Genomic DNA, 23,877 nt, shown 5'->3' with positions numbered 1-23,877 from the left:
GCTTCGCCGCCGCGTTTTCGGGCATTAACCCGCTTCAACCCTTCAACAAGCCACTTTGTGGTCAGACGAATTCTGTCAACGTGCCGCGCGTTCGCAGCGGCACGCTCTTTTATCCCGCATTCGGGGAAAACCCTCTCCATACATTCCCGCTCACCGGGAATCCGGTTTTTGAAATCCGAGAACGTTCTGGCATTCTGATCCCATTATTCGTTGTGGGTAGTTTTCATCGTGAACGCGGAACAGAGTGTGACAGGGGCTGAACGGGTGCTGCTGGTGCTGGCGGCGCTCGCCAGTCACGGCAAGGCCATGTCGGTCAAGGATCTGCTCGCCGTCACCGGTCTCGCGCAAAGCACGCTGTACCGGCAGATCGCCTTGCTCAAGCGTTGGGGGTTCGTTGCTGAAAACGCGGGCTATTACGCGCCGGGGCCGATCAGCCTGCAGCTCGCGCTTGGCTTCGACGTGAATTCGCAGCTTGTCGAAGCGAGTCGTACGGAGATGCAACACCTGGCGCGCGCGTCGCAGGAAAGCATCGGGCTGGTGGTCGCGGTCAAGCATCAGGTGATGTGCCTGGAAATGGTCGACAGTCAGCACTCCTTGCGCTGTTCGTTCGAAAAAGGCCGCGCCGTGCCGCTGAAGGCCGGTGCATCGGCGAAATCGCTGCTGGCGTTCATGGCCGACAAGGCGCGCACCGAAGTGCTCGACAGCGTGTTCGACAACGACCCCGCCGGCCGCGCCGCGATCGAAGCCGAACTCGAACAGATTCGTGCTCAGGGCTACGCCGTCAGCGACAGCGAAGTCGACCCGGGCGTGTGGGGTGTGAGCGCCCCGATATTCCACCGCAGCGGACGCGGCACCGGCAGCAGCGCGTCGATCACGCTGATGGCGCCGTCCACGCGCGCTATCGGCCGCGAAAGCCAATTCATCGACGGGACGCTACGCACGGCCCGCGCTATTTCCGAGCATATGCAAACAGATTGATCGGGCAAGGCCGCTCGCGGCCAGAATTCGATCTGGATACCGAACGAACTGAACGAACTGAACGAACTGAACGAACTGAACGAACCACAAGGAGCCCTCTCATGAAACTGAATCGACTGTTGTCCCTCGCATGCGTCACGTTCGCGGTGACGCTTGCCGGTTTTTCCGGTGCGGCGTCCGCCCAAACACCGGACGTACTCAACGTCGCCACCGACGCGACCTTCCCGCCGATGGAATTCACCGAAAACGGCGCACGCACCGGCTTCGATGTCGACATGATGAATGCGCTCGCGAAAGCTATGGGTAAAAGCGTGCAATGGACCGATATCGACTTCAAAGGCTTGATTCCGGGCTTGATCGCGCATCGTTTCGACGTAGCGATCTCCGGCATCTACATCACCGATGAGCGGGCGAAAGTGGTCGATTTCACCGATTCGTATTACGCAGGCGGCCTCGTCGCACTGGTGAAAACCGATTCGCCGATCAAGTCGGTAGCGGATTTGAATGGCAAGAAAGTTTCGGTCCAGGTGGGCACGAAGTCGGTCAACTTCCTGCGTGACAACTTCCCGCAAATCAACCGCGTTGAAGTCGAGAAGAATCAGGAAATGTTCGACCTGGTCGGCATCGGCCGTGCCGACGCTGCCGTGACCGGCAAGCCGGCCGCCTATCAGCTCGTGAGGACGCGCGGTGGTTTCCGCGTACTCGACAAGCCGCTGACGACCGAAGCCTACGGTATCGCTGTGCGCAAGGACGAACCGCAACTGAAGGCGGCATTCAACACGGCGCTGGCGAAGATCAAGGCCGACGGCACGTATGCGGCAATCGTCAAGAAGTGGTTCGGCGCCACCGCGCAATAACCGGCTGAGCAGACATAATGGAACTCGATTTTTCGCCGGTGATTGCCGGATTGCCGGACATCATGCATGGCGCGGTTGTGACGGTCGAAGTGACCGCCGCCGCGCTCGCGCTGAGTTGCGTGCTGGGCCTGCTGATCGGTATCGGCCGGCTCACACCGAAGCGGCGCGTGGTGTACGCCTTCTGTACCGCGTACCTCACGTTCTTCCGCGGCACGCCGTTGCTCGTGCAACTTTTCCTGCTGTTCTTCGGCTTGCCGCAATTCGGCATTCTGTTGCCGGCTTTCGTGTGCGGGATGCTGGGGCTCGGCTTGTATTCCGCGGCCTATGTGTCGGAGATCGTGCGCGGTGCGATTCAGTCGGTGGATCGCGGGCAGATGGAAGCGGCGCGTTCGATCGGCATGTCGTCGGGGCAGGCAATGCGGGCAGTCATTCTGCCGCAGGCGATCGTGCGAATGATCCCGCCGCTCGGCAATGAGTTCATTGCGTTGATCAAGAACTCGGCGCTGGTGTCGCTGTTGACGATCGACGATCTGATGCACGAAGGTCAGAAGATCATCAGCGTGTCGTACCGTTCGCTTGAAGTGTATCTGGCCATCGCGCTGGTGTATCTGGTGCTGACGCAGGCGACCAATTACGCGTTGCATCGTGTTGAGCGCCGCTTGCGTGCAGGAGGGATGGTGCAATGAATACTGTGGCCAAAGTAGATGAACCTATCGTCAGCATTCGTGGGCTGACAAAATCGTTCGGTTTGCATACCGTGCTCAACGGCATCGACTTCGACATTCAGCCGCAGCAGGTCGTGGTCGTGATTGGGCCGAGTGGCTCGGGGAAGAGTACTTTCCTGCGTTGCTGCAATGGGCTCGAAGAGGCTGAAGGCGGCACGATCGATATCTGCGGGCATCGGCTGGTGGATCACGGAGCGATGCTCAAGGAGCGTTCGCTGAATGCGCTGCGCACCGAAGTGGGCATGGTGTTTCAGTCGTTCAATCTATTTCCGCATCTGTCGGTGCTGCATAACATCACAGTTGGTCCGCGGATGTTGCGTGGCGCCACCAAGGCCGAAGCCGAAGCAACTGCAACCGCGTTGCTGGAAAAAGTGGGACTCGCCCACAAGGCGCACGTGATGCCGGCGAGTTTGTCGGGCGGTCAGAAGCAGCGTGTTGCCATTGCTCGCGCGTTGGCGATGCAGCCGCGCGTGATGTTGTTCGACGAGCCGACTTCCGCGCTCGATCCCGAGCTGGTCGGCGAAGTGCTGCAAGTGATGAAGCTGCTCGCGAGCGAGGGTATGACGATGGTTGTCGTCACGCACGAAATGGGTTTCGCGAAAGAAGTCGCCGACGTGGTGGTGGTCATGGACGGCGGCGCGATCGTCGAGGCGGGGCCGCCTGCTGAGATTTTCTCGGCGCCATCGCAGCCGCGTACGCGTGCTTTCTTGCAGGCGGTGTTGTCGCGCGCATGAGAGTTCCATTCGATGACAAGGTGTGGAGCGGCCGTTCCGACGATGGTGAACCCGGCGACACCCGGCGAGTTTTCAATCAGGTGATGCCGTTCGGCGGCGCGCTGCGGAATGAGGATGTTTTTCGTGGCGCGCCACGCATTGAACGCGATGCGCCGGTGATCGTCGGCTTTGGTTCCGATGAGGGTGTCCGGCGCAATCAAGGCCGTATCGGTGCGGCACATGCGCCGAAGGAATTGCGCCGAGCGCTGGCCGGCTTGCCGGCGAAGGCGTCGATGGTGGCACTTGCCGATGCGGGCGATGTGGTTTGCGATGACGGCGACCTCGAAAGCGCACAGGCGGAACTCGCCAACGTGGTGTGCGAAGTGCTCGCGAGCGGCGGCCGGCCATTGGTGTTTGGCGGCGGCCATGAGGTTGCGTGGGGCACGTATAGCGGATTGCGCATGCATCGAGATCGCGTGGCTGGGCTTGGAGTCGAGGCCGCGGCCTCGGGCACAGGTGCGGGTGCCGGTGTCAGAATAGCGGTCGGTTCGACAACTTCCGTGACTGCGGCAGCGACTGCAAACGCAAATGCAGGTGCGATTTCAAAGCTCACGCCGGCAACCGCTACCCCTAAGCTGCTCATCATCAATTTCGACGCCCACTTCGATCTGCGCCAGAAGCGGCCGGCGAATTCGGGCACACCATTCGATCAGATTGCGAGCGATTGCGCCGAACGAGGTGTGCCGTTCAACTACGTCTGTTTCGGCATCAGCGATCTGGGCAACACCGCTTCGCTGTTCGCGCATGCAGAACGGCTCGGCGTGCGCTATGTGCTCGACATCGACATGCAGGAACCACAATTACCGCAGCGTCTGGACGATCTCCGGCAACTGATGGACGCAGCGGACGACATCTATCTGACCATCGATCTTGACGTGCTCCCAGCCGCCACCGCGCCGGGCGTATCGGCACCTGCCGCGCTGGGCGTGCCCTTGTCGGTGGTCGAAGCGATGGTGCAGCACGTGCGTGCGTCGGGCAAGCTGCGCGCGGCGGATATTGCGGAATACAACCCATCTCTCGATCAGGATAAGCGCACGGCAAGGGCGGCGGCACGATTGGCGTACCGGCTGCTTTAACGCACGCTGACCGCACCGCACCGATTGGGCTATCGTAGTAGCCAGTGGTCATCATGCCGGCACGCGTATTTCAAACAGGCGTTTGTCTTGATCTTTGCCTCGAAGGTGGTCATTACCCATTCTTGCGAAGTACGCGCGAAGCGAGAAAAACTTGACAGTGTGTGTATGCACACGCTAGACTGCCTAGCATGAACCGTCCTCTCTCTTACGACGAATGCAACTGTTTCGCGCTGCGCCAGGCGGCCCGGCACGTCACGCAAATCTACGAGCGGCATCTCGGCCAGGTCGGTCTGACGGCTGCGCAGTTCACGATTCTCGCCAAGCTCGCGCGCACGCCAAACCTGTCAATGGTCGATCTCGCGGACGCGATGGTCATGGAGCGCACCACGCTGGTCCGGGCCATGAAACCGTTGCAGCGTGACGGGTTGGTGGTGACGGAATCGGCGGAGCATGACAACCGCACGTTTCTGTTCAGTCTCACAGAGAAGGGCGAAACGACCTTCGACCAGGCGGCCACCGCATGGCGTGCCGCGCAAGACGAGTTCGAGGAAAAATTCGGCCATGCGCGTGCCAAGGCGCTGCGCTCCGAACTCTTCAGCATCACCGGATAGACAAAGCGTATGAGCTCGTTCCGGCGAGCTTTTTTACGCCTGATTATGTGCATACGCACTTACGAACAGGAAGGACAGCAATGGACGGACTCTTCGACGACGACTGCTTTGCGATCCGCCAGGCCGCACGCTATGTGTCGCAGATTTACGACCGTCATCTTGAGCATGTCGGCCTGACCATCACACAGTTTTCGCTGTTGGGGCGCCTGAATCGCACCGGCCCGATGACCATGAAGCAACTGGCCGAAGCCATGCGCATGGAACGCACCACGCTGGTTCGCACGATCCAGCCGCTGCGGCGCAACGGGCTGGTGTCGAGCGAGACACTGGGTGCGGACGCGCGAGCGTTGTCGATTGCACTGACGGCAGCCGGCGAAGCGCGTTTGCAAGCAGGGCGCAAGCATTGGTATGCGGCGCAAGCCGAATTCGAGGATCGCTTCGGCGAGCGGCGCGCGGCGGCATTGCGCTCCGAGTTGTTCGCCGTCACAAACGATCCCGCGTGAATCAGGCCCGCGCTGAGCGGGTCAAGCCCGGCGCAGTTCAACGCGCCTTTTTTTCAGCTTAACGAGTGCATACGCACATACTGACATCATGTCCACTACACCCTCGACTATTGCACCGCCCAGCGTGGCAAGCGCCGCCAAACCGGCACGGCGCATTCCGTGGATGCTGCTCGCGATCATTACGGTACTCGCCGTGCTGGCGCTTGCGGCGTCGTACTGGTTCTTTGTTGGCCGCCTGGTCGAGACGACGGACGATGCCTACGTTGGCGGCGATGTGACCGTGATGTCGCCTAAAGTGAACGGTTTCGTCACGGACGTGCTGGTGCATGACAATCAGTTCGTCCACGCGAACCAGGTACTGATTCGCCTCGACGCGCGCGATTACGACGCGCGTCTCGCGCAGGCCAGTGCGGAAGTCGAGAGCGCGCAAGCCGCCGTCGTCGAGTTGCAGGCGAAGAAATCCTTGCAGCTCGCCACCATCAACGAGCAGGCGGCCGAGGTTCGCGCGTCCGGCGCCGAATTGACGCGCAGCGCCGCCGATCAGACGCGCTATCGCGAACTGGTGAAGGACGACGCGGTATCAAACCAGGTCGTGGAACGCGCGGACGCCGACCTGACCAAAGCACATGCCGCGGTCGACCGCAGCAGCGCGGCGTTGATCGCGGCGCAGCGGCAGATCGCCGTGCTCGACGCGCAGATCGGCGACGCCGAGGCGCGCATCGCGACCGCAAAAGCGGCGCAGCGGGTCGCGGCATTGAACGTGGAGTACACCACGATCCGCTCGCCGATCGACGGTTACGTCGGCAATCGCACCGCGCGCGTCGGCCTGCTGGCAAACATCGGCGTGTCGCTGCTGACCGTGGTGCCGTCGAGCGGACTGTGGATCGACGCCAACTTCAAGGAAGACCAGTTGAAGAAGATGCACGTCGGTGACGGTGTCGACGTCGACCTCGACGCATCGAGCAACCGGATTCGCGGCGTGGTCGAGAGTCTCGCACCCGCAACCGGCGCGACCTTCAGCGTGCTGCCGGCGGAGAACGCCACCGGCAACTTCACGAAGATCGTGCAGCGCGTGCCGGTGCGCGTGCGCCTCGATGTGCCGAAAGAGATGCAAGGCGTGCTGCGCCCGGGCCTATCGGCGACGGTGAAAGTGCACCTCGACGCCGCTCACGGTTAAGGACGATCATGACCCAGGTCCTTGCCAACCCCGCCGACCTGCCGACGCGCACCAAAGTCTTCGCGTTCGTGCTGATGTGCATCGGTTTTTTCATGGCGACGCTCGACATCCAGATCGTGGCGTCTTCACTCAAGGATATTGGCGGCGGCTTGTCCGCGAGTCAGGATGAGCTCTCGTGGGTGCAGACCGCGTATCTGATCGCGGAGATTCTCGTGATCCCGATGTCCGGCTGGCTCACGCGTGTGTTCTCGACGCGCTGGGTGTTCGCGTTTTCCGCGCTGGGCTTTACGGTCACCAGCATGCTGTGCGGCCTCGCATGGGACATCAATTCGATGATCCTGTTTCGCGGTTTGCAGGGCGCGCTCGGCGCCGCGATGATTCCGACCGTGTTCACGACGGCGTTCGTACTGTTCCCCGGCAAGCAGCGCCTGATTGCGTCCACCACCATCAGCGCGCTCGCCACGCTCGCACCGACGGTCGGTCCGGTGATCGGCGGCTGGATCACCTCGCAATGGTCGTGGCACTGGCTGTTCTATCTGAACCTGGTGCCGGGCCTTGCCGTGACGCTGATGGTGCCGAAGTACGTGCACTTCGACACCGTCGATCTCTCGCTGCTGAAAAAGGGCGACTATCTCGGCATTCTGCTGATGTCCGGTTTTCTCGGTTGCCTTGAATACGTCCTGGAGGAAGGGCCACGCAAGAACTGGTTTGGCGACGACGTGATTCTGACGTGCACCTGGGTGGCGGCGATCTGCGGATTTCTGTTCCTCGTGCACGCGTTCACCGCAAAAGAGCCGATCGTCGATCTGCGCGCGTTGGCAATCCGCAACTTCGGCATTGGCAGTCTGCTGTCGTTCATCACCGGGATCGGGATTTTCTGCGCGGTGTTCCTGACGCCCGTGTTCCTGTCGCGTGTGCGTGGCTTCGATTCGTTGCAGATCGGCGTCGCCTTGCTGTCGGTGGGGTGTTTTCAGTTGCTCGCGATGGTTGCGTATTCGATAGTCGCGCGTTTTATCGATATGCGCGTGTTGCTGGTGTTTGGCCTGGTACTGTTCGGCGTCGGCTGTTATCTGTATGTGCCGCTGACCAGTCAGTGGGGCTGGCACGAGTTGCTGATCCCGCAGGCGTTGCGAGGCATCGGCCAGCAGTTCTGCATTCCGCCCATTGTCACGATGGCGCTGGGTTCATTGCCGATGTCGAGGCTTCGATCCGCCAGCGGCCTCTTCAACCTGATGCGCAATCTCGGCGGCGCTATCGGTATTGCCGTGAGCAGCACGATGCTCAACGACCGATTGAATCTCCATTACGAGCGGCTCGATGAACACCTGAGCACGGGCCGTCCGGTGGTCGAGTCGATTTTGCAGCAGCAAAGCGCGCACTTCGCGCAGGTCGGCGGCGATGCGCTGAATGCGGCCAATGCGGGGCTCGGCGCGTTGCATGCACTGCTGATGCGCGAAGCACTCGTGCTCACGTTCTCCGACACGTTCTTTGTGTTGTCGCTCTGTTTCGTTGCCGGTTTGCTGAGCGTGCTGTTCTCCCGTCCGTTCGGCAATACCGCACCGCCGCCCGATGCTCATTGAGGAATTCAGCATGAAACCAATCGTTATCAAAGTCCTGGCGAGTGCGGCGCTTCTGACGCTCGCGGCATGCGCGGTGCAACCTGAAACGCATGCGGACCTGCCGCATACGGTGCAGACCGTCGCGCCGGCCGCGTGGAATGTCGATGCCCTTCAAGACAGCGTAAGCGCCAATACATGGTGGGCGGAATTCGGCGATCCCGTCATGCATCAATTGGTGGAATCGGTGCTGACGGGCAATCTCGACGTGCAGGCTGCAGTGGAACGTGTCAAGCAGGCGCAGGACCTCGTGACGCAAAATCGCGCGGCATTACTGCCGGAGTTGAACGCTAGCGCGAACGCATCCGACTCTCGCCAGAACACGCCGCCACCGCTCGGCTATGTGCGTCAGGCCGGTGTCGGTTTGACAGCGAGCTGGACGCCGGACGTATTTGGTGGTGAACGTCTTGCTGTTCTGGCAGCACAGGCGCAAGTGTCGGGTCGGCAGACGGCCTTGAACCAAGTGCGTCTGGCACTCGCGGCGAACACCGCTGCTGCGTATATCGATCTGCGCTGGGCGCAATCGCAATTGCAGATTCTCAGCGACAACGAACAGATCCGTGCCCGTGCCTTGAAACTCACGCAGGAGCGCTTGCACTATGGCCTGTCGACGCAACTCGACGTCGCGCGTGCGCAGAACCAGTTACAGGATTTGCAGGCGCAGATCCCGCGCATCCAGTCGGCCGTGCAGCATCAACTGAGTCTGATCGCGGTGTATTCGGGGCGCACGCCGGAGAGTGTCGATGGCCTGCTGTTGGCCAATGCACGCGAGATACCGGTGCCCGCGCAAAGCGTGCCGCAGACGTTGCCTTCCGAAGCTCTGTTGCAGCGGCCCGACGTGCGCAATGCCTACGCGACGGTCGAACAGCGCGCGGCGGAAGTGGGCGTGTCAAAAGCGCAGCGCTATCCGCAGTTCCGGCTCAATCTCGCTGATGGCTTGCTGGCCTCGTCCTATCTCGGCTTGCCGACGCTGACCGATAACCTCTTCAGTGCCGCATTGAACGCGACCAGTCCAATCTTCAACGCCGGCCGCATCACCGCGAATATCGACGCGAGCGAGAGCCGGATGCGTGAATCGCAACTCGGCTTGCAGCAGACCATGCTGCAAGCGTTGAAAGAGATCGAGGACAACCGCAGCGATCTGGTGAACGGCGCGGTACAGGTGCAACGCCTGGGCGGCGCGCTCGATGCATCGGACCATGCGCTGCATCTGTCGAGCGAGCTCTACAAGGGCGGCGCGACGGATTTTCTCGATGTCCTCGCCGCGCAGGAGGCGTACTTGCGTGACGCGGAATCGCTGAATCAGGCCAAACGCGAGCATGCGCTTGCAGCCGTCGCGCTGTATCGCTCGCTCGGCGGCGGCTGGGATGTGCCCACCACGGTCACGGCGGCATCGGCAAATTGATGCACGTGGACGTGGTGGGGAAATGGGTAGTCCAACTGGAGATGAACGATGAGTACGCGAGAAGTGGTGATCTGCAATCCGGTGAGAACGCCGATCGGCGCATTCGGCGGGTCGCTGAAAGAGGTGCCCGCAACCGAACTCGGCGCGGTCGCGGTGCGTGAAACGCTGCGTCGCAGCGGCCTCGATCCGGCCGCGCTGGCTTCGGTGGTGATGGGCAACGTGATCCAGGCCGGCAACAAGATGAATCCGGCACGTCAGGCGTCGATTGGCGGCGGCGTGCCGGTGGCCGTGCCTGCGTTGACGGTCAATCGCGTGTGCGGGTCGGGTGCGCAGGCGATTGCCTCCGCGGCCCAGGAAATCTGGCTCGGCCTCGGCGATGCAGCCGTGGCCGGCGGCATGGAAAACATGGACCGTGCGCCGTATTTACTCGACGGCGGCCGCTGGGGCTATCGGATGGGCAATGCGCAAATCCACGACAGCCTGCTGCGCGACGGCCTGAACGACGCGTTTTCCGGCGAGCATTCCGGCTGGCACACCGAAGACCTCGTCGCGCAGTTCGACCTCACGCGCGAAACGCAGGACCGCTGGGCCGCCCGTTCGCAACAGCGTTTTGCCGAAGCGCAGGCGCGTGGCGATTTCGATGCTGAACTGGTGGCCGTCGAAATCCCGGGGCGCAAAGGCCCGCAGCAATTTGCGAGCGATGAACAGCCGCGCCCGGATACGACTATCGAAACGCTTGCCCGACTGCGCCCGGCATTTCGTCCGGACGGCACGATTACCGCGGGCAACGCGCCGGGATTGAACAGCGGCGCAGCGGCCATGCTGGTCGCTGAGCGTGGCTACGCCGAGGCGCGCGGCATCGAACCGTTCGCGCGGCTGGTGGCGTATGGCGTCGCGGCGGTCGAGCCGGGCATGTTCGGCCTCGGTCCGGTGCCGGCTGTGCAAATGGCCTTGGCCCGCGCGGGTTGGCAACTCGGGGACGTCGAACGCTTCGAGATCAATGAAGCCTTTGCCGCGGTGCCGATCGCGGTGGCGCGCAGACTCGGCATTGCGGACGAATTGATCAACGTGCAAGGCGGTGCGATCGCGCACGGTCATCCGATTGGCGCGACCGGTGCGGTATTGACGACCCGGCTGCTGCACTCAATGCGCCGTGACGGCCTGAAACGCGGTGTCGTCACGTTGTGTATCGGCGGCGGGCAGGGAATTGCGCTGGCATTGGAAGTGATCTGAGATCGGCCGTTGCTGCGGCGCGTTGCGGTGACTGGAACCGCAAACGCGCCGCGGCCGTATCGGCTAATGAAAGATCGGCAAGGCCAGATAGCCCTTGATGACGATTGCATTCGCAATGTCGATAAAGAAGGCGCCCACCATTGGCACGACCAGAAAAGCGAGGTGCGAATGGCCGAAGCGGGCCGTGATGGCTTGCATATTCGCAATGGCCGTGGGCGTCGCACCGAGTCCGAAGCCGCAATGACCGGAGGCAAGCACGACAGCGTCATAGTTGCGGCCCATCACGCGGAACGTGACGAAGATCGCATAGAGCGCCATCAAAACGGTTTGCGCCACGAGAATCGAAACGACCGGCAGCGCCAGCGAGGCGAGGTCCCAGAGCTTGAGCGTCATGAGCGCCATGGCGAGGAACAGCGCGAGGCTCACGTTGCCGAGCAGGGCCACGGCGTGATCGAGAACAGGTTTGCCCGCAAGCCCGAGCGCATTGCTTAGCACCACGCCGACGAATAGCACGCAGACGAAAGTCGGCAGCTCGATCGCCGTGCCGGCCAATAATTGTGAAAGCGCACTGCCGGCCGCGAGGCTGATCGCGATCAGCGCCAGCGTCTCGATGAAGGCGGCCGGCGTGGTGGCTTGCTCAGCCTTCGGTTCTTCGAAGGCGAGCGGCGGTTCGGCGGGGCTCTTGTTGTGGTTCTCTGCGAGGCTCTCTGCGTGGGTCTCTGCGCGATTCCCGGCGCGCACAACGTCCTTCTTCGCGACTTGCCGCATCAGCAATCGTGCCACCGGGCCGCCGAGAATGCCGCCCATCACGAGGCCGAACGTCGCGCAGGCGATCGCGGCCTCCGTGGCGGACTGAAGCCCGTGGTGTTCGGCGAACACCTTGCTCCATGCAGCGCCGGTGCCGTGACCGCCGGACAGGGTGATCGAACCGACCAGCAAACCGTACAGTGGATCGATGCCCAATAGATAAGTGAGGGCGATGCCCACTGCATTCTGCAGGACCAGCAGGCCGATCACGAGACCGAGAAAACGCAGCAGCAGTGGGCCGCCGGACTTGAGGCTGGCGAGGTTGGCGTTGAGGCCGATGGTCGCGAAAAAGGCAAGCATCAGCGGCGTTTGCAGTGCTGTGTCGAAACGTACTTCAACGTGGCTCGTGGTGCGTAGGATCAGCAGGACGATTGCCACGAGCAGACCGCCGGCAACGGGTTCGGGAATCGTATAGCTGCGCAGCAGAGGGATCCATCCGAGCAGCCTGTTTCCCAGCAGCAGAACCAGTGAAGCCGTGACGAGTGTTCCATAGATGCCGACGTTCATAGGCGACCTCGATAAACTTGAGTGATGGTCATAGCGCGACGAGGCGTTAGACGGTGTGTGGAGCGGCAGAAACGCCTACGGCGTGAGAGTACCTGAACGAAGTTGATCCAACAACGACTGCCGCGAAGCGCACTGTCGCCAGCCACTCGGCTGCTGATGCCGGGATAAGGCGGTATTTAAATTTTTCTCCAGCATCGGTTTCGTTTAGGATCATTGCCACTTCCACAAGAACACCAAGAGACATGGCACTGATCGCACGAAACATCCTCGGCATTGGCGTACTGCTTCTTATCGCTTTCATTTTTTCGACCAACCGGCGTGCCATCCGCTTACGCACTGTTATTGCAGCGCTGCTTGCGCAGGTCGGTATCGGCGCCTTCATTCTCTTCGTGCCGGTCGGCAAAACGGTTCTCGCGGCCGCCGCGTCAGGCGTGAACGACATACTGGGCTATGGCAACGCGGGCATCGAGTTCCTGTTCGGCGGCCTCGTGCAAGCGAAGATGTTCCAGGTGTTCGGCGACGGCGGCTTTGTTTTCGCCGTGCGTGTGCTGCCGGCCATCATCTTCGTCACGGCACTCATCTCCGTGCTGTACTACCTCGGCGTGATGCGCTGGATCGTCATCGTGCTCGGCACGGTATTCCAGAAGCTGCTCGGCGTATCGAAGATCGAGTCGTTCTCGGCCGTGACCACGATCTTCCTGGGTCAAAGCGAAATGCCTGCCGTGGTCAAACCGTTCACGCGCGACATGACCGGTGCCGAACTGTTTGCCGTGATGTCGAGCGGCATGGCGGCGGTTGCCGGTTCGGTGCTGGCGGGCTATGCGGGCCTGGGTGTGCGAATTGAATATCTGCTGGCCGCGTCGTTTATGGCGGTGCCCGGTGGCTTGCTGTTCGCCAAGATCATTCACCCGACCACCGAACCGAGCCGCGTGCACCTGGAGCACCTCAGCTTCGATGAAAAGCGTCCCGCGAATGTGATCGAAGCCGCGAGTTCCGGCGCAACAGTGGGCCTGAAAATCGCCGTGATGGTCGGCGCGATGCTGATCGCGTTCGTCAGTCTCATTGCGTTGCTCAACGGTATTGTGGGCGGCATAGGCGGCTGGTTCGGCCATCCCCAACTGTCGATGCAGTCGGTGCTCGGCACGGTGTTTGCGCCGCTGGCGTACCTGATCGGTGTGCCGTGGAGCGAAGCCGCCATCGCCGGCAACTTTCTCGGCCAGAAGATCATTCTCAACGAGTTCGTCGCTTATGCGTCGCTGTCGCCGTATCTGAAAGATGCCGCAAGCGTGAGCGCGGCCGGCCTGCAAGCGCTCGATCCGCGTACCATTGCGATTCTGTCGTTTGCGTTATGCGGCTTCGCAAACTTTGCGTCGATCGCGGTGCTGACGGGCGGGTTTAGCGCCGTCGCGCCGGAACGCCGCGCCGAGGTCGCGCGCTACGGCCTGCGTGTCGTGCTCGCCGCGACGCTCTCGAACCTGATGAGCGCCACAATCGCGGGCATGTTCCTGACGCTGAATTGAATCGAGGATCGTTGCATGAACATGGAACAACTGCTGGAACGCGCGGGTGTCGCGCGAGAAAAGGCCTATGCGCCTTATTCGAAGTTCAAGGTCGGCGCCGCGCTGCTGACCAAAGACGGCACCGTATTCGACGGCTGCAACGTCGAGAATGCCTCGTACGGATTGTGCAATTGCGCTGAACGCACGGCGTTTTTCAGCGCCATTGCCGCGGGCTATCAACGCGACCAGTTCGCCGCACTTGCCGTGATCGGCGATACGGATGGACCGATCGCACCGTGCGGCGCATGCCGCCAGGTGATCATCGAACTGGGCGGCCCTGAATTGCCGATTCGGCTCGGCAACCTGCATGGCGCCACGCGCGACACCACCGCGCGTGAACAATTGCCGGACGCGTTCTACCTATGAGCAAGCACAGGGTTATTTACGACACCGATCCCGGTGTGGACGATGCGATGGCGCTCGTTTTCCAGGCGCTGCATCCTGACATCGAATTGCTCGGTCTGACGAGCGTATTCGGCAACGCCACGATCGAGACCACCACGCGCAATGCGCGTTTTCTGGCCGGGCGGTTCGCGCCGGGCGTGCCGGTTGCGCAGGGCGCTGCCGCACCGCTCAAGCGCAGCGCGCCTGAGCCGCTCGCCTGGATTCATGGCGATAACGGGCTTGGCAACATCGCGATCGAAGCCGGTCTTGAGGCGGCGCTCGACGCACGCCCCGCACACCGCTTCATCGTCGACACGGTGCGCGCGCATCCGGGCGAAGTCACATTGATTGCGGTGGGCCCGCTCACGAACCTGGCATTGGCGCTGGCCGACGATCCGCAGATCGCCTCGCTCGTCAGGCAGGTGGTTATCATGGGCGGTGCGTTCGGCACGGACGGCGTGCTCGGCAACGTGACCCCCGCTGCAGAAGCGAACATCCTCGGCGACCCCGATGCCGCCGACATTGTGTTCGGCGCGGCCTGGCCGGTTGCGATTGTCGGACTCGACGTCACGCAGCGCACCGTCATGAGCCACGATTATCTGGCGTCGCTGCGCGATCGCGGCGGTGCAGCAGGACGGTTCGTTTGGGACGTGTCGCGGCACTACGAGGCTTTTCACGAGCAAAGCGCGCAACTCAAGGGTATTTACGTACACGACTCGTCGGCAGTCGCCTATGTCCTCGCGCCGCATCTTTATACGACTCGCCGTGGGCCCGTACGCGTGCTGACGGATGGGATCGCGGTGGGCCAAACCATTCAGAAGCCTTCCGCGATGCCCGTGCCCGCGCCGGACTGGGACACCCGGCCCGGGAGCACCGTGTGCCTAGACGTGGATGTGCCCGGGATGCTCGCGCTTTACGAACAGACCCTCTGCGGCACGTTGTAGGGCGATTGATCTGACATAAGAAACAACCGAAGCAACGGAAACAACCGAAACAACGCGGTAACCGTGCGGCCGCAACGCGTTGCAGCAAACTGGGCCGTCATAGGTGGCCGATGCCCATCGTCAATTTTTGCTACATTTCTCCAGACGTGCTGCGTACGCGATCTTCGAAGCCTTTGCTGATCGGCCCGGCGCGCGTGACCCAAATCTATCAAGAGGCAAAAGATGCGAATTCTAGTAGTAGGGGCGGGCGCCGTGGGCGGCTATTTCGGCGGACGTCTCGCGGCGGCGGGCCAGGACGTGACCTTCCTCGTGCGCGCCGGCCGCGCGGAAAAACTCGCGTCTGACGGTCTGGTTATCAACAGCGTGCGCGGCAATCTGGCGTTGCACGACGTCAAGACGATTCTCGCCGGCGTTGGCGCGGAGCCGTTCGATCTGGTGCTGCTCAGCTGCAAAGCCTACAGCCTCGACGACGCGATCGATTCGTTCGCACCGCTGGTCGGCGAATCGACGCTGATTCTGCCGATGCTCAACGGCATGCGCCATATCGACGTGCTCAAGGAAAAGTTCGGTGCGTCGCGCGTACTGGGCGGTCAATGCGTGATTGCGGCGACGCTCAGCCCCGAGCAGCACATCATGCATCTGAACGAAACGCATGCGATTACTTTCGGTGAACTGGAAGGCGGCACGTCCGAGCGCGTAGAGGCGATTGTGGACGCGATGGCCGGCGCGAACTTCGATGCGGTGGTCAGCGACAACATCCTGCTGCGCATGTGGGAAAAGTGGGTGTTCCTGGCCACACTGGCGGCGAGTACGTGCTTGATGCGCGGATCGGTCGGCGATATTCTGGCTGCGCCGGATGGCAAGCGCATCATCGAAAACCTGCTCGGCGAGTGCCGTGGCGTCGCGGAACACAACGGCTTTACGATGGGTCCGGACTTCGACGCCCGGGCCACCCAAACGCTCTTTACGCCGACGCCGCTGACGGCTTCGATGTTGCGCGACGTCGAAAACCACTCGCATACCGAGGCGGATCACATTCTCGGCGATCTGATCGCGCGCGGCGGCGACGCGCAGAAGGGCGAGCATGGCTTGTCGCTGCTGCGCATCGCCTATAGTCATCTGAAGACGTATGAAGCGAGGCAGACCCGCACGTCCTGACTGACCTGAGCGCGGGTGATGGGGGCGGCTACAACCGCCTAACGTTTCGGAGGTGAAGCATGCCGAGTCCAACCGGATCCGTACCCGCGCTTAGTGCCGCTTCGGCGACGATCTTCTCGATCGGCATCGTTTTTCTCGGCTACTGGGGCCTGTACGATCAGACGAAATGGCGAGTCTCCGACGTCTTTGTCTTCGTGTTTGCGATGACCGGCTTCGGCTGCCTCGGCCTCGTACCGTGGATGGCGACCAGCCCTGTCGAGCCGGAAACTAGCGATTCCCGCGTTCGTATAGCGCGGCATATGTTTCTTGCCGGCGTTCTGTCAATCTGGCTGGGCGTGGCTGTTTCGGTAATCTTCTGACGCAACGCCAGACACGAAAACGCGCGCCTTGAGGCAAACAAGGCGCGCGTCCCGTCGATGTGGAGAATCGCAGCGTGGCCGTGCCGATTGCCGGCACGCCGCCCTACGCAAGCGGGCTTAACGCTCGATCTGCCTGTTCCAGCGCGTATCCCACTGCGCGCGATGCGCATTGATCGTGTCCCAATCCACCACGGTCACCTTCTTCACCAGATCGTCGACATTGCCCAGGCTTTGCTGCATTGGCGGCGTCATCTTCGCGAGACGGTTGGTTGGAATCTGCTTGCCGGCTTCGGCGGCTTTCGTCTGAGCCGGCGCCGACAGCAGGAACTGCGCGAGTTTCTGCGCGACTTGCGGATCCGGGTTGTTGTTGACCACGCACAGATCGACCAGCAGCAACACGGGTCCTTCCTTCGGATTCACATAGCCGACCGGAATGCCCTTATCCTGCAGATCGCCCACGGCGGTTGGCGTCAACGGAAACAGGCCCGCTTCGCCGGTCTGGACCATTTCGGAAATTTTCGCCGAATTCGGCACGTATTCCACGACGTTCGGGCCGACCGTGCTGGCCCATTTCGTGAAACCCGGTTCGACGTTCTGCTCGCTGCCGCCCATCAAACGGTTGATCGCCAGGAAGCCGTGCAGCCCGAAGGTGCTGCTCGAAGCGGACTGGAACACCACTTTGCCCTTGTACTTCGGATCGGCAAAGTCCATCCATGAAGTGGGCGGCGCCCAGCCTTTTTCAGCGAACAGCTTCTTGTTATACGCGATGCCGGTCATGCCGAGCTGCACACCCGCACCCATGTCGTCCTTCATGCGCGCGAACGGGTAGAGCTCCTTGAGCACCGGCGAATCGTCGAGCTTCTTGCACACGCCCATGCTGACCGCGCGCGCCATCACGCCGTCGTCGAGAAACACCACGTGGATTTGCGGATTGGCCTTGTTGGCGAGGAGCTTCGCGAGAATGTCCGACGAGGTACCGGGCACCACGACCACCTTGACGTTATTGGCTTTCTCGAAGTCGGGCAGAACCTGGCTCGTATAGGCCTTTTCCATCGGACCGCCGTTCATGCCGATATAGATGGTCTTCGTTTCCGACCATGCCGGCGCGGCCGCACCGAATGCGCACAATGCGGCCAGCGCCGCGATCGTCTTGAACAGTTTCATTGGGAGACTCCTGAGTTTCACTAAACGATAACGAGGCGATGACTGAGCGATAACAAAGCGAATTGCAATAAGCACGCAACAACCAGGCGATAACCAGGCGATAACCAGGCGATAACCAGGCGATAACTAGGCGACAGATGGCGCAGCAACAGCAGCGAAGCGATTGATCGAAAACGCGTCGAGCGGTGTGGCCGTCGCGCCTTCCAGCACAAGATCCGCGAGTATTTCGCCGACGCCCGGCGCCAGCAAAAACCCGCCGCCCGAAAAGCCGAACGCGTGCAGCAGACGCGGCACCGTGCGGCTCGCACCGATGATCGGATTGCTGTCGGGCGTTTCACCTTCCACGCCGCTCCATGTGCGGATCAGCAGCGCCTCGCGCAGCGGGGGTAGCAGGGCGCACGCATCGCGCATCACGGCGCGGGTGGTTTCTGTCGACGGTTGACCGTATTCGCCGTCGCCGTGTCCGCGCCCGCCGCCGATCACGCAATTGCCGCGCGCCACCTGCCGTGCGTAGATGCCGCCGCCGACCACGCCGAGGTTGTGCGTGATGAAATGCGGCAGCGGTTCGGTGACCCACATGTTCGGGTAGATCGGTTTCATTGGCGCGGTTTCGCCGAAGTAACCGGCAACCGTATTCGCCCATGCGCCGGCGGAATTGATCAGCCAATCGGCGCTGATGCGCGTGTCGCCCGCTCGCAGCTGGAAACGTGTGCCGTCGTGATGGATTGCGGTTAGTGCGGTTTGTTCGCGCACGTCCGCGCCTGCGGCTCGCGCGGCGCGTGCGAACGCGGGCGACACCAGGCGCGGATTCGCGTGGCCGTCGGTCGCGCACAACGAGCCGCCGATCGCCGCAGCGCCCAGCCACGGATAGCGTTGCCGGAACGTGGCGCCGCTGATCAACTGCGCTTGCAGGCCGTGGCCGCGCGCCATGTCCGCCCATGCTTCGAGCGCGGCAATATCGGCTTCGCTGCGCGCAAGCCGCAAATGTCCCGACACGGTGAATTCGCCGTCGATGCCGATCAGTTCCGGCAAGCGATCCCAGATGCGCCGTGCACGCATGGCGAGCGGCATCTGCTCGACCGGGCGTCCCTGGACGCGCACGCCACCGTAGTTCACGCCGCTTGCCTGCGCGCCGCAATAGCGCCGCTCGAACAGGCCCACCCGTAAGCCGCGCCGCGCCAGCGCCAAGGCCGCCGACGCGCCGACCAACCCGCCGCCCGCAATCGCGACGTCATAGTGCAGCGTGTCACTCATCGCGGGCCTCCTCGGGAATCTCGGCGACGCCATCGGCATACATGGCGGGCGATAGCGGAATCGGTTTGACGGGCGGCTGGCTGCGCAAACGGCCTACGGCTTCAAGCGGTTTGCCGGTTTCTTGCGCAAGCAGCGTCAATGCCGCTTCGCCACACATGCGCCCCTGGCAACGGCCCATGCCGACGCGCGTGAGCGCTTTCAGGCGGTTGATCTCGTTCGCTTCGCCGCCGTGGATGCAGCGTCGCAAGGTGCCGGCGTCGATTTCTTCGCAGCGGCATACGGTCATGTCGTCGGGCCATTGCGCCGCGCATTTTGCGGGTGGTGCAAATGCCGCTTCGATCCCCTGGCGAAATACAGCGATACGTCGCAGGCTGCGGTCGAGGGAAGCCGCGTCGTGCATGCCGAGGCCACGCGGATGGGCGATGCCGAGGTCGTCGAGTAGCGCTAGCGCCGTGCGACGGCCCGCGAGTTCGGCCGCATCGGCGCCGGCGATGCCCGCGCCGTCGCCCGCCAGATAGATGCCGTGCACGGAGCTACGGCCGGCGGGGTCGAGTTCGGGCAGCCAGCAACGGTTGTGCGTGTCGAAACGGAAGCGGCACCCGGCGAGATCGGCGAGCTGGGTTTCTGGCTTCAGGCCAAAGCTGATGCCGACGGCGTCGCACGCGAGGGTTTCGGTCTTCGAATTGTCCGCCGAAGAACGCCATTCAATCGCACTCACGCCGTGCTCGCCGCGAATGCCGATCAGGTTCACGTCGCGTTCGATTCGCACGCCGTGCATCTTTAGCCAGCCGACGTAGTAGAGCCCTTTGGCGAACGTAGAAGGTTGCCGCGCGAGTTTCGGCACCGCGGCAACCTGCTGCGATAGCGAACTCGTGTCGAGCACGGCTACCACCTGTGCACCGGCTTTCACGTACTGATAGGCCACGAGATAGAGCAGCGGCCCCGTGCCCGCGAGCACGACGCGCTGACCGATCGCACAACCCTGCGCCTTCAATGCGACCTGCGCCGCGCCCAGCGTGTAGACGCCGGGTAGCGTCCAACCCGGCACCGGCAGCACGCGGTCAGTGGCGCCGCTCGCAATGATCAGATGCGAAAACGGCACGCTGATTTCCCGTCCCGCGTGCAACGTATCGAGCCGGCCCGGTTCACAAGCCCAGGCCAGCGTGTCGGGGCGATAGTCGAGGTGCGGGAGAAGCGCGGCCATCGTCGTATGCAACGCGTCGGCTTTGCGCGCTTCGAAACCGTAGAGTGTTTTCTTCGAGCGCTGGAACGCGCCGTTCGCGGGCGGTTGACGATAAATCTGACCGCCCCAACGGGCATTCTCGTCCAGCACAATGGGTTTGATACCGGCCGCAATCAGTGTTTCGGCGGCGCGCACGCCCGCCGGTCCCGCGCCGACGATAACCACGCGGTGTTCGTTACTCATGGCGTGGCTCCGTTTGCAGCCGCGGCCGCAGCAGAGGCAGAGGCAGAAGCAACAACAGAAGCCGTTTCGGCGAACCGCGTGAGCACGCGCATGCCCTGTGTCACCAGTGTCGAGCACGCGCGCAGACGTATTCCCTCTTCGGTACGCATCCAGCAGTCCTGGCAAGCGCCGATCAGACAAAAACCAGCGCGCGGCGCGCCGCTGAATTCACTGTCGCGCAAGCGGCGTTGTTGCATCAGTACGGCAGTGAGCAGTGTGTCGCCTTGCAACGCGGTGACTTCGTGGCCGTCGATAAAAAAGCTGAGCGGTTCACGCTGCGTCTCCGCGATGCGGACGAATTGCGCATCGCGCTTCGGCGCGGCGGGTTCGGAAGACGGCAGATTCGACGGCATATGATAGAGGGCGGTGGAAGGCATCAGTGCTGGCCGATCAGAATCCGGTTGAGCCCATACACGCGATCGAGCAGCAGCATCGCGCCCGCGGTGATGAAGATCACCAGCGCCGAGACGGAGGCCATCATCGGATCGATCGATTCGGTCGCGTACATGTACATGCGAACCGGCAGCGTGACGGTTTGCGGCGAGGTGACGAAGATCGACATGGTCAGTTCGTCGAAGCTGTTGATGAACGCGAGCAGCCAGCCGCCGGTAATGCCCGGCAGAATCATCGGGAAGGTGACGCGGCGAAACGTGGTCCACGCGTCGGCGCCGAGCGAGTGCGCGGCATGTTCGACGCTGCGGTCGAGACCGCTCACCGAGGCCAGCACAAGGCGCATTACGAACGGCGTGATGATGATCATGTGCGCGAGCACGAGCCACGCGAACGAACCGGTCGCGCCGATCAGCGCGAAGAAGCGCAGCAGAGCGATGCCGAGCACGAGGCCGGGAATCACCAGCGGCGACAGCAGTAAGCCGTTGAGGAACCCACGGCCCGGAAAGCGGGCACGGCCGATTGCCAGTGCAGCAGGTAACGCGACGATCAATGACAACGTTGCCGAGGCAAACGCCAGTTTCAGGCTGTTGAAGAACGCCGAGATGAAGTCCGGATAGTTGAGGATCGCGCGGAACCAGCGCAGCGATACGCCGTGCGTGGGCAGCGTGAGCGTTTCGTCGGGCGTGAAGGCGACCAGCACGACGATCACGAGCGGCGCGAGCACGAACGCAATCACAAGCGTGTGGAAAATCAGCGCAATGGGGCCGTTTTTTCTCATGATGATCTCGAGAGGTTCAGCCGAGGCTTCTGGCGTACTTGCGCTCCAGAACCCGGTAGTAAGTGAGCATCACGATCAGATTCGCGACCAGCAGCAGGAGCGCGATGGTCGCGCCGAGCGGCCAGTTCAGTGAACCGAGGAATTCGTCATAGACGGCGGTCGCGGCGACTTTCAGGCGTCGTCCGCCGAGCAGGCCGGGAATCGCGAACGCGCTCGCCGACAGGCCGAACACCATCAGGCTGCCCGACAGAATGCCCGGCGTGAGTTGCGGCAACACGATGCGCCGCAAGGTCGTGGCGGGCGATGCCATCAGCGACAGCGCGGCATTTTCCGTTTGCGGGTCGAGCTTCTGCAATGCGGTCCACACCGGAATCACCATGAACGGCAGCATCACGTGCACGAGTGCTATGACGATGGCGAAGGTCGTGTATTCGAGCTTGTACGGTCCCAGCCCGACAAGACCGAACGCCTGATTCACGAGGCCGTTGCTGTTGAGCAGCATGCTCCAGCCGAACGCGCGCACCACGACCGAGACCAGCAGCGGCGCGAGAATGATCAGCAGGAACATCGAGCGATACGGATCGCGCATGCGCGACAACACGTAAGCTTCGGGCGTGCCGATCACGATGCACAGCAGGGTGGTCAGAAAGGCGATGCCGAAGGTGCGCAGGAAGATCGTGTGGAAATACGACGAGTTCAGCACTTCCGCATAGTTGCCGAACTGGAATGCGGCGAGCGGGCCACTCGACGGATCGAAGCGATAGAAGGTCAGCACCAGCGTCATGACGAGCGGCACCAGCACGAGCGCCGCGAACAGCAGGAAAGCCGGCGCGCACATCAGCCACAACGGCACGAACGCCTGCCACGGCGCGCGGCGCGTAGTGCCGCTCTTCAAGCGGTTGTCGTTCGAAGCAGGCAGCGTACTAGCCATGATGCGCATCCCGTTGAATGAAGCGGATCGCCTCGCTGTTCCAGTCGACACCGACCGCCGCGCCTTCCGGCAGCGGCTCGGTGCCTTCGTTCTGGCAGCACACCAGCACTTCGCCAAGCCGGCTGTCCACGCGATAAAGCCATTGGCTGCCGAGGAAGAAGCGGCTCGTCACGGTGGCCGCCAGACGTCCCGCATGTGGCGCGCACAGGCGCAGCTTTTCCGGACGAATGCACAACGTGACCGCGTCGCCGACGCCGATCACACGTTCGCGCATGGGCAGTTGCGCGGTGTGGCCGGTCTCGGCGAGATCGTGTCCGAGGTCGATGCGGATCGCGTCGCCATCGCGCGCCACCACCTTGCCTGCCAGCATGTTCGCCTTGCCGATGAACTGCGAGACGAATCTGTTTTCAGGCCGTTCGTACGCTTCGTACGGCGTGTCGATCTGCGTAATGCGGCCGGCTTCCATCACCACCACCCGGTCGCTGATCGATAGCGCTTCCGACTGGTCGTGCGTGACCATGATGGTGGTCGTGCCGATCTTGCGCTGAATGGCGCGCAGCTCGAACTGCATGTCTTCGCGCAGCTTGGCGTCGAGGTTCGACATCGGTTCGTCGAGCAGCAGCACGGGCGGCGCGATCACGATTGCGCGGGCGAGCGCCACACGCTGCCGCTGACCGCCGGACAACTCGCGCGGAAAGCGGTGCGCGAGCGTATCGAGCCGCACCAGCGCCAGTGCTTCGCGCACGCGCTCCTTGCGCTCGGCCTTGTCGACGTTGCGCATCTCCAGCCCAAAAGCGACGTTGTCCGCGACGCTCATATGCGGAAACAGCGCGTAGCTCTGGAACACAATGCCGAGGCCGCGCCTGTTCGGCTTCATGTGCGTGATGTCGCGGCCGTCGAGCGTAATACGCCCGCGTGTCGTTTCGACAAAGCCCGCGATCATCTGCAACGTGGTCGTCTTGCCGCAGCCGGACGGCCCGAGCAGCGAAACGAACTCGCCTTTTTCAACCGACAGGTTCACGTCGGCGACTGCCTGCAGATCGCCGAACGATTTCGCGACGTCCGTGAGTGTGAGGAACGACATGATCTGGCCTTTGGATAGGACGACACCGGTTCAATCGGCTACTGCCTCGATGGAACGGACTCTATCCAGCCAAATTGCATGGCGTCAATTTCAAATTCCGTTTGGCGGTATAAGATTGAAAAAAATTCCGGTGAAT

General features: G+C 62.3%; 24 protein-coding genes. 16 read left to right on the top strand and 8 right to left on the bottom strand.

Annotation, left to right across the window (positions count from 1 at the left end; genetic code table 11):
* The first annotated feature begins 228 nt into the window (after positions 1-228).
* The 11 genes from KHO23_RS16945 to KHO23_RS16895 all read left to right on the top strand — a co-directional run bounded on the left by KHO23_RS16945 (position 229) and on the right by KHO23_RS16895 (position 10,954).
* Positions 229-978 (top strand): IclR family transcriptional regulator, encoded by a 750-nt coding sequence (locus KHO23_RS16945; protein WP_211612367.1) that lies wholly within the window; start codon positions 229-231, stop codon positions 976-978.
* A 101-nt stretch (positions 979-1,079) separates the two neighbouring features.
* Positions 1,080-1,835, top strand: coding sequence for a transporter substrate-binding domain-containing protein (locus tag KHO23_RS16940; protein ID WP_211612366.1), 756 nt, complete (start codon positions 1,080-1,082; stop codon positions 1,833-1,835).
* Positions 1,836-1,852: 17 nt separating this feature from the next.
* Positions 1,853-2,521, top strand: a complete 669-nt coding sequence (locus KHO23_RS16935) for an amino acid ABC transporter permease (RefSeq protein ID WP_211612365.1) — start codon at positions 1,853-1,855, stop codon at positions 2,519-2,521.
* Positions 2,518-3,294, top strand: coding sequence for an amino acid ABC transporter ATP-binding protein (locus KHO23_RS16930; protein ID WP_236066883.1), 777 nt, complete (start codon positions 2,518-2,520; stop codon positions 3,292-3,294). The genes KHO23_RS16935 and KHO23_RS16930 overlap by 4 nt, the downstream gene beginning before the upstream one ends.
* A complete protein-coding gene (locus KHO23_RS16925) occupies positions 3,291-4,409 on the top strand; it encodes a formimidoylglutamase (RefSeq protein ID WP_211612364.1) in 1,119 nt (372 codons plus the stop codon). Before KHO23_RS16930 ends, KHO23_RS16925 begins: the two co-directional genes overlap by 4 nt.
* 188 nt (positions 4,410-4,597) lie before the next feature.
* Positions 4,598-5,020, top strand: coding sequence for a MarR family winged helix-turn-helix transcriptional regulator (locus KHO23_RS16920; protein WP_211612363.1), 423 nt, complete (start codon positions 4,598-4,600; stop codon positions 5,018-5,020).
* 80 nt (positions 5,021-5,100) lie between these two features.
* Positions 5,101-5,523, top strand: a complete 423-nt coding sequence (locus tag KHO23_RS16915; RefSeq protein ID WP_211612362.1) for a MarR family winged helix-turn-helix transcriptional regulator — start codon at positions 5,101-5,103, stop codon at positions 5,521-5,523.
* Positions 5,524-5,611: 88 nt separating this feature from the next.
* Positions 5,612-6,700 carry an HlyD family secretion protein gene (locus KHO23_RS16910; RefSeq protein ID WP_211612361.1) on the top strand — a complete coding sequence of 363 codons (1,089 nt, stop codon included), beginning with the start codon at positions 5,612-5,614 and terminating at the stop codon, positions 6,698-6,700.
* 8 nt (positions 6,701-6,708) lie between these two features.
* Positions 6,709-8,280 (top strand): DHA2 family efflux MFS transporter permease subunit, encoded by a 1,572-nt coding sequence (locus tag KHO23_RS16905; RefSeq protein WP_211612360.1) that lies wholly within the window; start codon positions 6,709-6,711, stop codon positions 8,278-8,280.
* A gap of 10 nt (positions 8,281-8,290) precedes the next feature.
* A complete protein-coding gene (locus KHO23_RS16900) occupies positions 8,291-9,721 on the top strand; it encodes an efflux transporter outer membrane subunit (protein WP_211612359.1) in 1,431 nt (476 codons plus the stop codon).
* 48 nt (positions 9,722-9,769) lie between these two features.
* Positions 9,770-10,954, top strand: coding sequence for a thiolase family protein (locus tag KHO23_RS16895; protein WP_211612358.1), 1,185 nt, complete (start codon positions 9,770-9,772; stop codon positions 10,952-10,954).
* A gap of 63 nt (positions 10,955-11,017) precedes the next feature.
* On the opposite strand, the gene gltS is transcribed toward KHO23_RS16895, so the two are convergent.
* A complete protein-coding gene (gltS, locus tag KHO23_RS16890; protein ID WP_211612357.1) occupies positions 11,018-12,268 on the bottom strand; it encodes a sodium/glutamate symporter in 1,251 nt (416 codons plus the stop codon).
* A 242-nt stretch (positions 12,269-12,510) separates the two neighbouring features.
* On the opposite strand from gltS, the gene KHO23_RS16885 reads away from it, so the two are divergent.
* From KHO23_RS16885 to KHO23_RS16865, 5 genes are all read left to right on the top strand, one after another.
* Positions 12,511-13,788 (top strand): NupC/NupG family nucleoside CNT transporter, encoded by a 1,278-nt coding sequence (locus KHO23_RS16885; protein WP_211612356.1) that lies wholly within the window; start codon positions 12,511-12,513, stop codon positions 13,786-13,788.
* A gap of 15 nt (positions 13,789-13,803) precedes the next feature.
* Positions 13,804-14,193 (top strand): cytidine deaminase, encoded by a 390-nt coding sequence (locus tag KHO23_RS16880; RefSeq protein ID WP_054040364.1) that lies wholly within the window; start codon positions 13,804-13,806, stop codon positions 14,191-14,193.
* On the top strand, positions 14,190-15,155 hold the full coding sequence (locus tag KHO23_RS16875) for a nucleoside hydrolase (protein ID WP_211612355.1): 966 nt from the start codon (positions 14,190-14,192) through the stop codon (positions 15,153-15,155). Before KHO23_RS16880 ends, KHO23_RS16875 begins: the two co-directional genes overlap by 4 nt.
* Positions 15,156-15,377: 222 nt before the next feature.
* Complete coding sequence (panE, locus tag KHO23_RS16870; protein WP_211612354.1) at positions 15,378-16,313, top strand: 2-dehydropantoate 2-reductase; 936 nt, start codon at positions 15,378-15,380, stop codon at positions 16,311-16,313.
* 59 nt (positions 16,314-16,372) lie between these two features.
* Positions 16,373-16,672 carry a hypothetical protein gene (locus tag KHO23_RS16865; RefSeq protein WP_211612353.1) on the top strand — a complete coding sequence of 100 codons (300 nt, stop codon included), beginning with the start codon at positions 16,373-16,375 and terminating at the stop codon, positions 16,670-16,672.
* Positions 16,673-16,789: 117 nt separating this feature from the next.
* On the opposite strand, the gene KHO23_RS16860 is transcribed toward KHO23_RS16865, so the two are convergent.
* The 7 genes from KHO23_RS16860 to KHO23_RS16830 form a co-directional block, all read right to left on the bottom strand.
* The gene (locus KHO23_RS16860) at positions 16,790-17,836 is read right to left on the bottom strand and encodes an ABC transporter substrate-binding protein (protein WP_211612352.1); all 1,047 of its coding nucleotides are present in this window, start codon (positions 17,834-17,836) and stop codon (positions 16,790-16,792) included.
* A 126-nt stretch (positions 17,837-17,962) separates the two neighbouring features.
* Entirely contained in the window at positions 17,963-19,090 is a 1,128-nt protein-coding gene (locus KHO23_RS16855; protein WP_211612351.1) for an NAD(P)/FAD-dependent oxidoreductase, read from the bottom strand.
* Positions 19,083-20,516 carry an FAD/NAD(P)-dependent oxidoreductase gene (locus KHO23_RS16850; protein WP_211612350.1) on the bottom strand — a complete coding sequence of 478 codons (1,434 nt, stop codon included), beginning with the start codon at positions 20,514-20,516 and terminating at the stop codon, positions 19,083-19,085. Before KHO23_RS16850 ends, KHO23_RS16855 begins: the two co-directional genes overlap by 8 nt.
* The gene (locus tag KHO23_RS16845) at positions 20,513-20,908 is read right to left on the bottom strand and encodes a (2Fe-2S)-binding protein (RefSeq protein ID WP_211612445.1); all 396 of its coding nucleotides are present in this window, start codon (positions 20,906-20,908) and stop codon (positions 20,513-20,515) included. Before KHO23_RS16845 ends, KHO23_RS16850 begins: the two co-directional genes overlap by 4 nt.
* Before the next feature lie 23 nt (positions 20,909-20,931).
* Positions 20,932-21,726 carry an ABC transporter permease gene (locus KHO23_RS16840; protein WP_211612349.1) on the bottom strand — a complete coding sequence of 265 codons (795 nt, stop codon included), beginning with the start codon at positions 21,724-21,726 and terminating at the stop codon, positions 20,932-20,934.
* A gap of 16 nt (positions 21,727-21,742) precedes the next feature.
* A complete protein-coding gene (locus KHO23_RS16835; RefSeq protein WP_211612348.1) occupies positions 21,743-22,657 on the bottom strand; it encodes an ABC transporter permease in 915 nt (304 codons plus the stop codon).
* Positions 22,650-23,741, bottom strand: a complete 1,092-nt coding sequence (locus KHO23_RS16830) for an ABC transporter ATP-binding protein (protein ID WP_211612347.1) — start codon at positions 23,739-23,741, stop codon at positions 22,650-22,652. The genes KHO23_RS16835 and KHO23_RS16830 overlap by 8 nt, the downstream gene beginning before the upstream one ends.
* Positions 23,742-23,877 lie beyond the last annotated feature (136 nt).

Origin of the sequence: Paraburkholderia haematera, assembly GCF_905220975.1 — a bacterium.
GTDB lineage: Bacteria > Pseudomonadota > Gammaproteobacteria > Burkholderiales > Burkholderiaceae > Paraburkholderia > Paraburkholderia haematera.
This window is presented reverse-complemented; position numbering and strand designations above follow the sequence as displayed.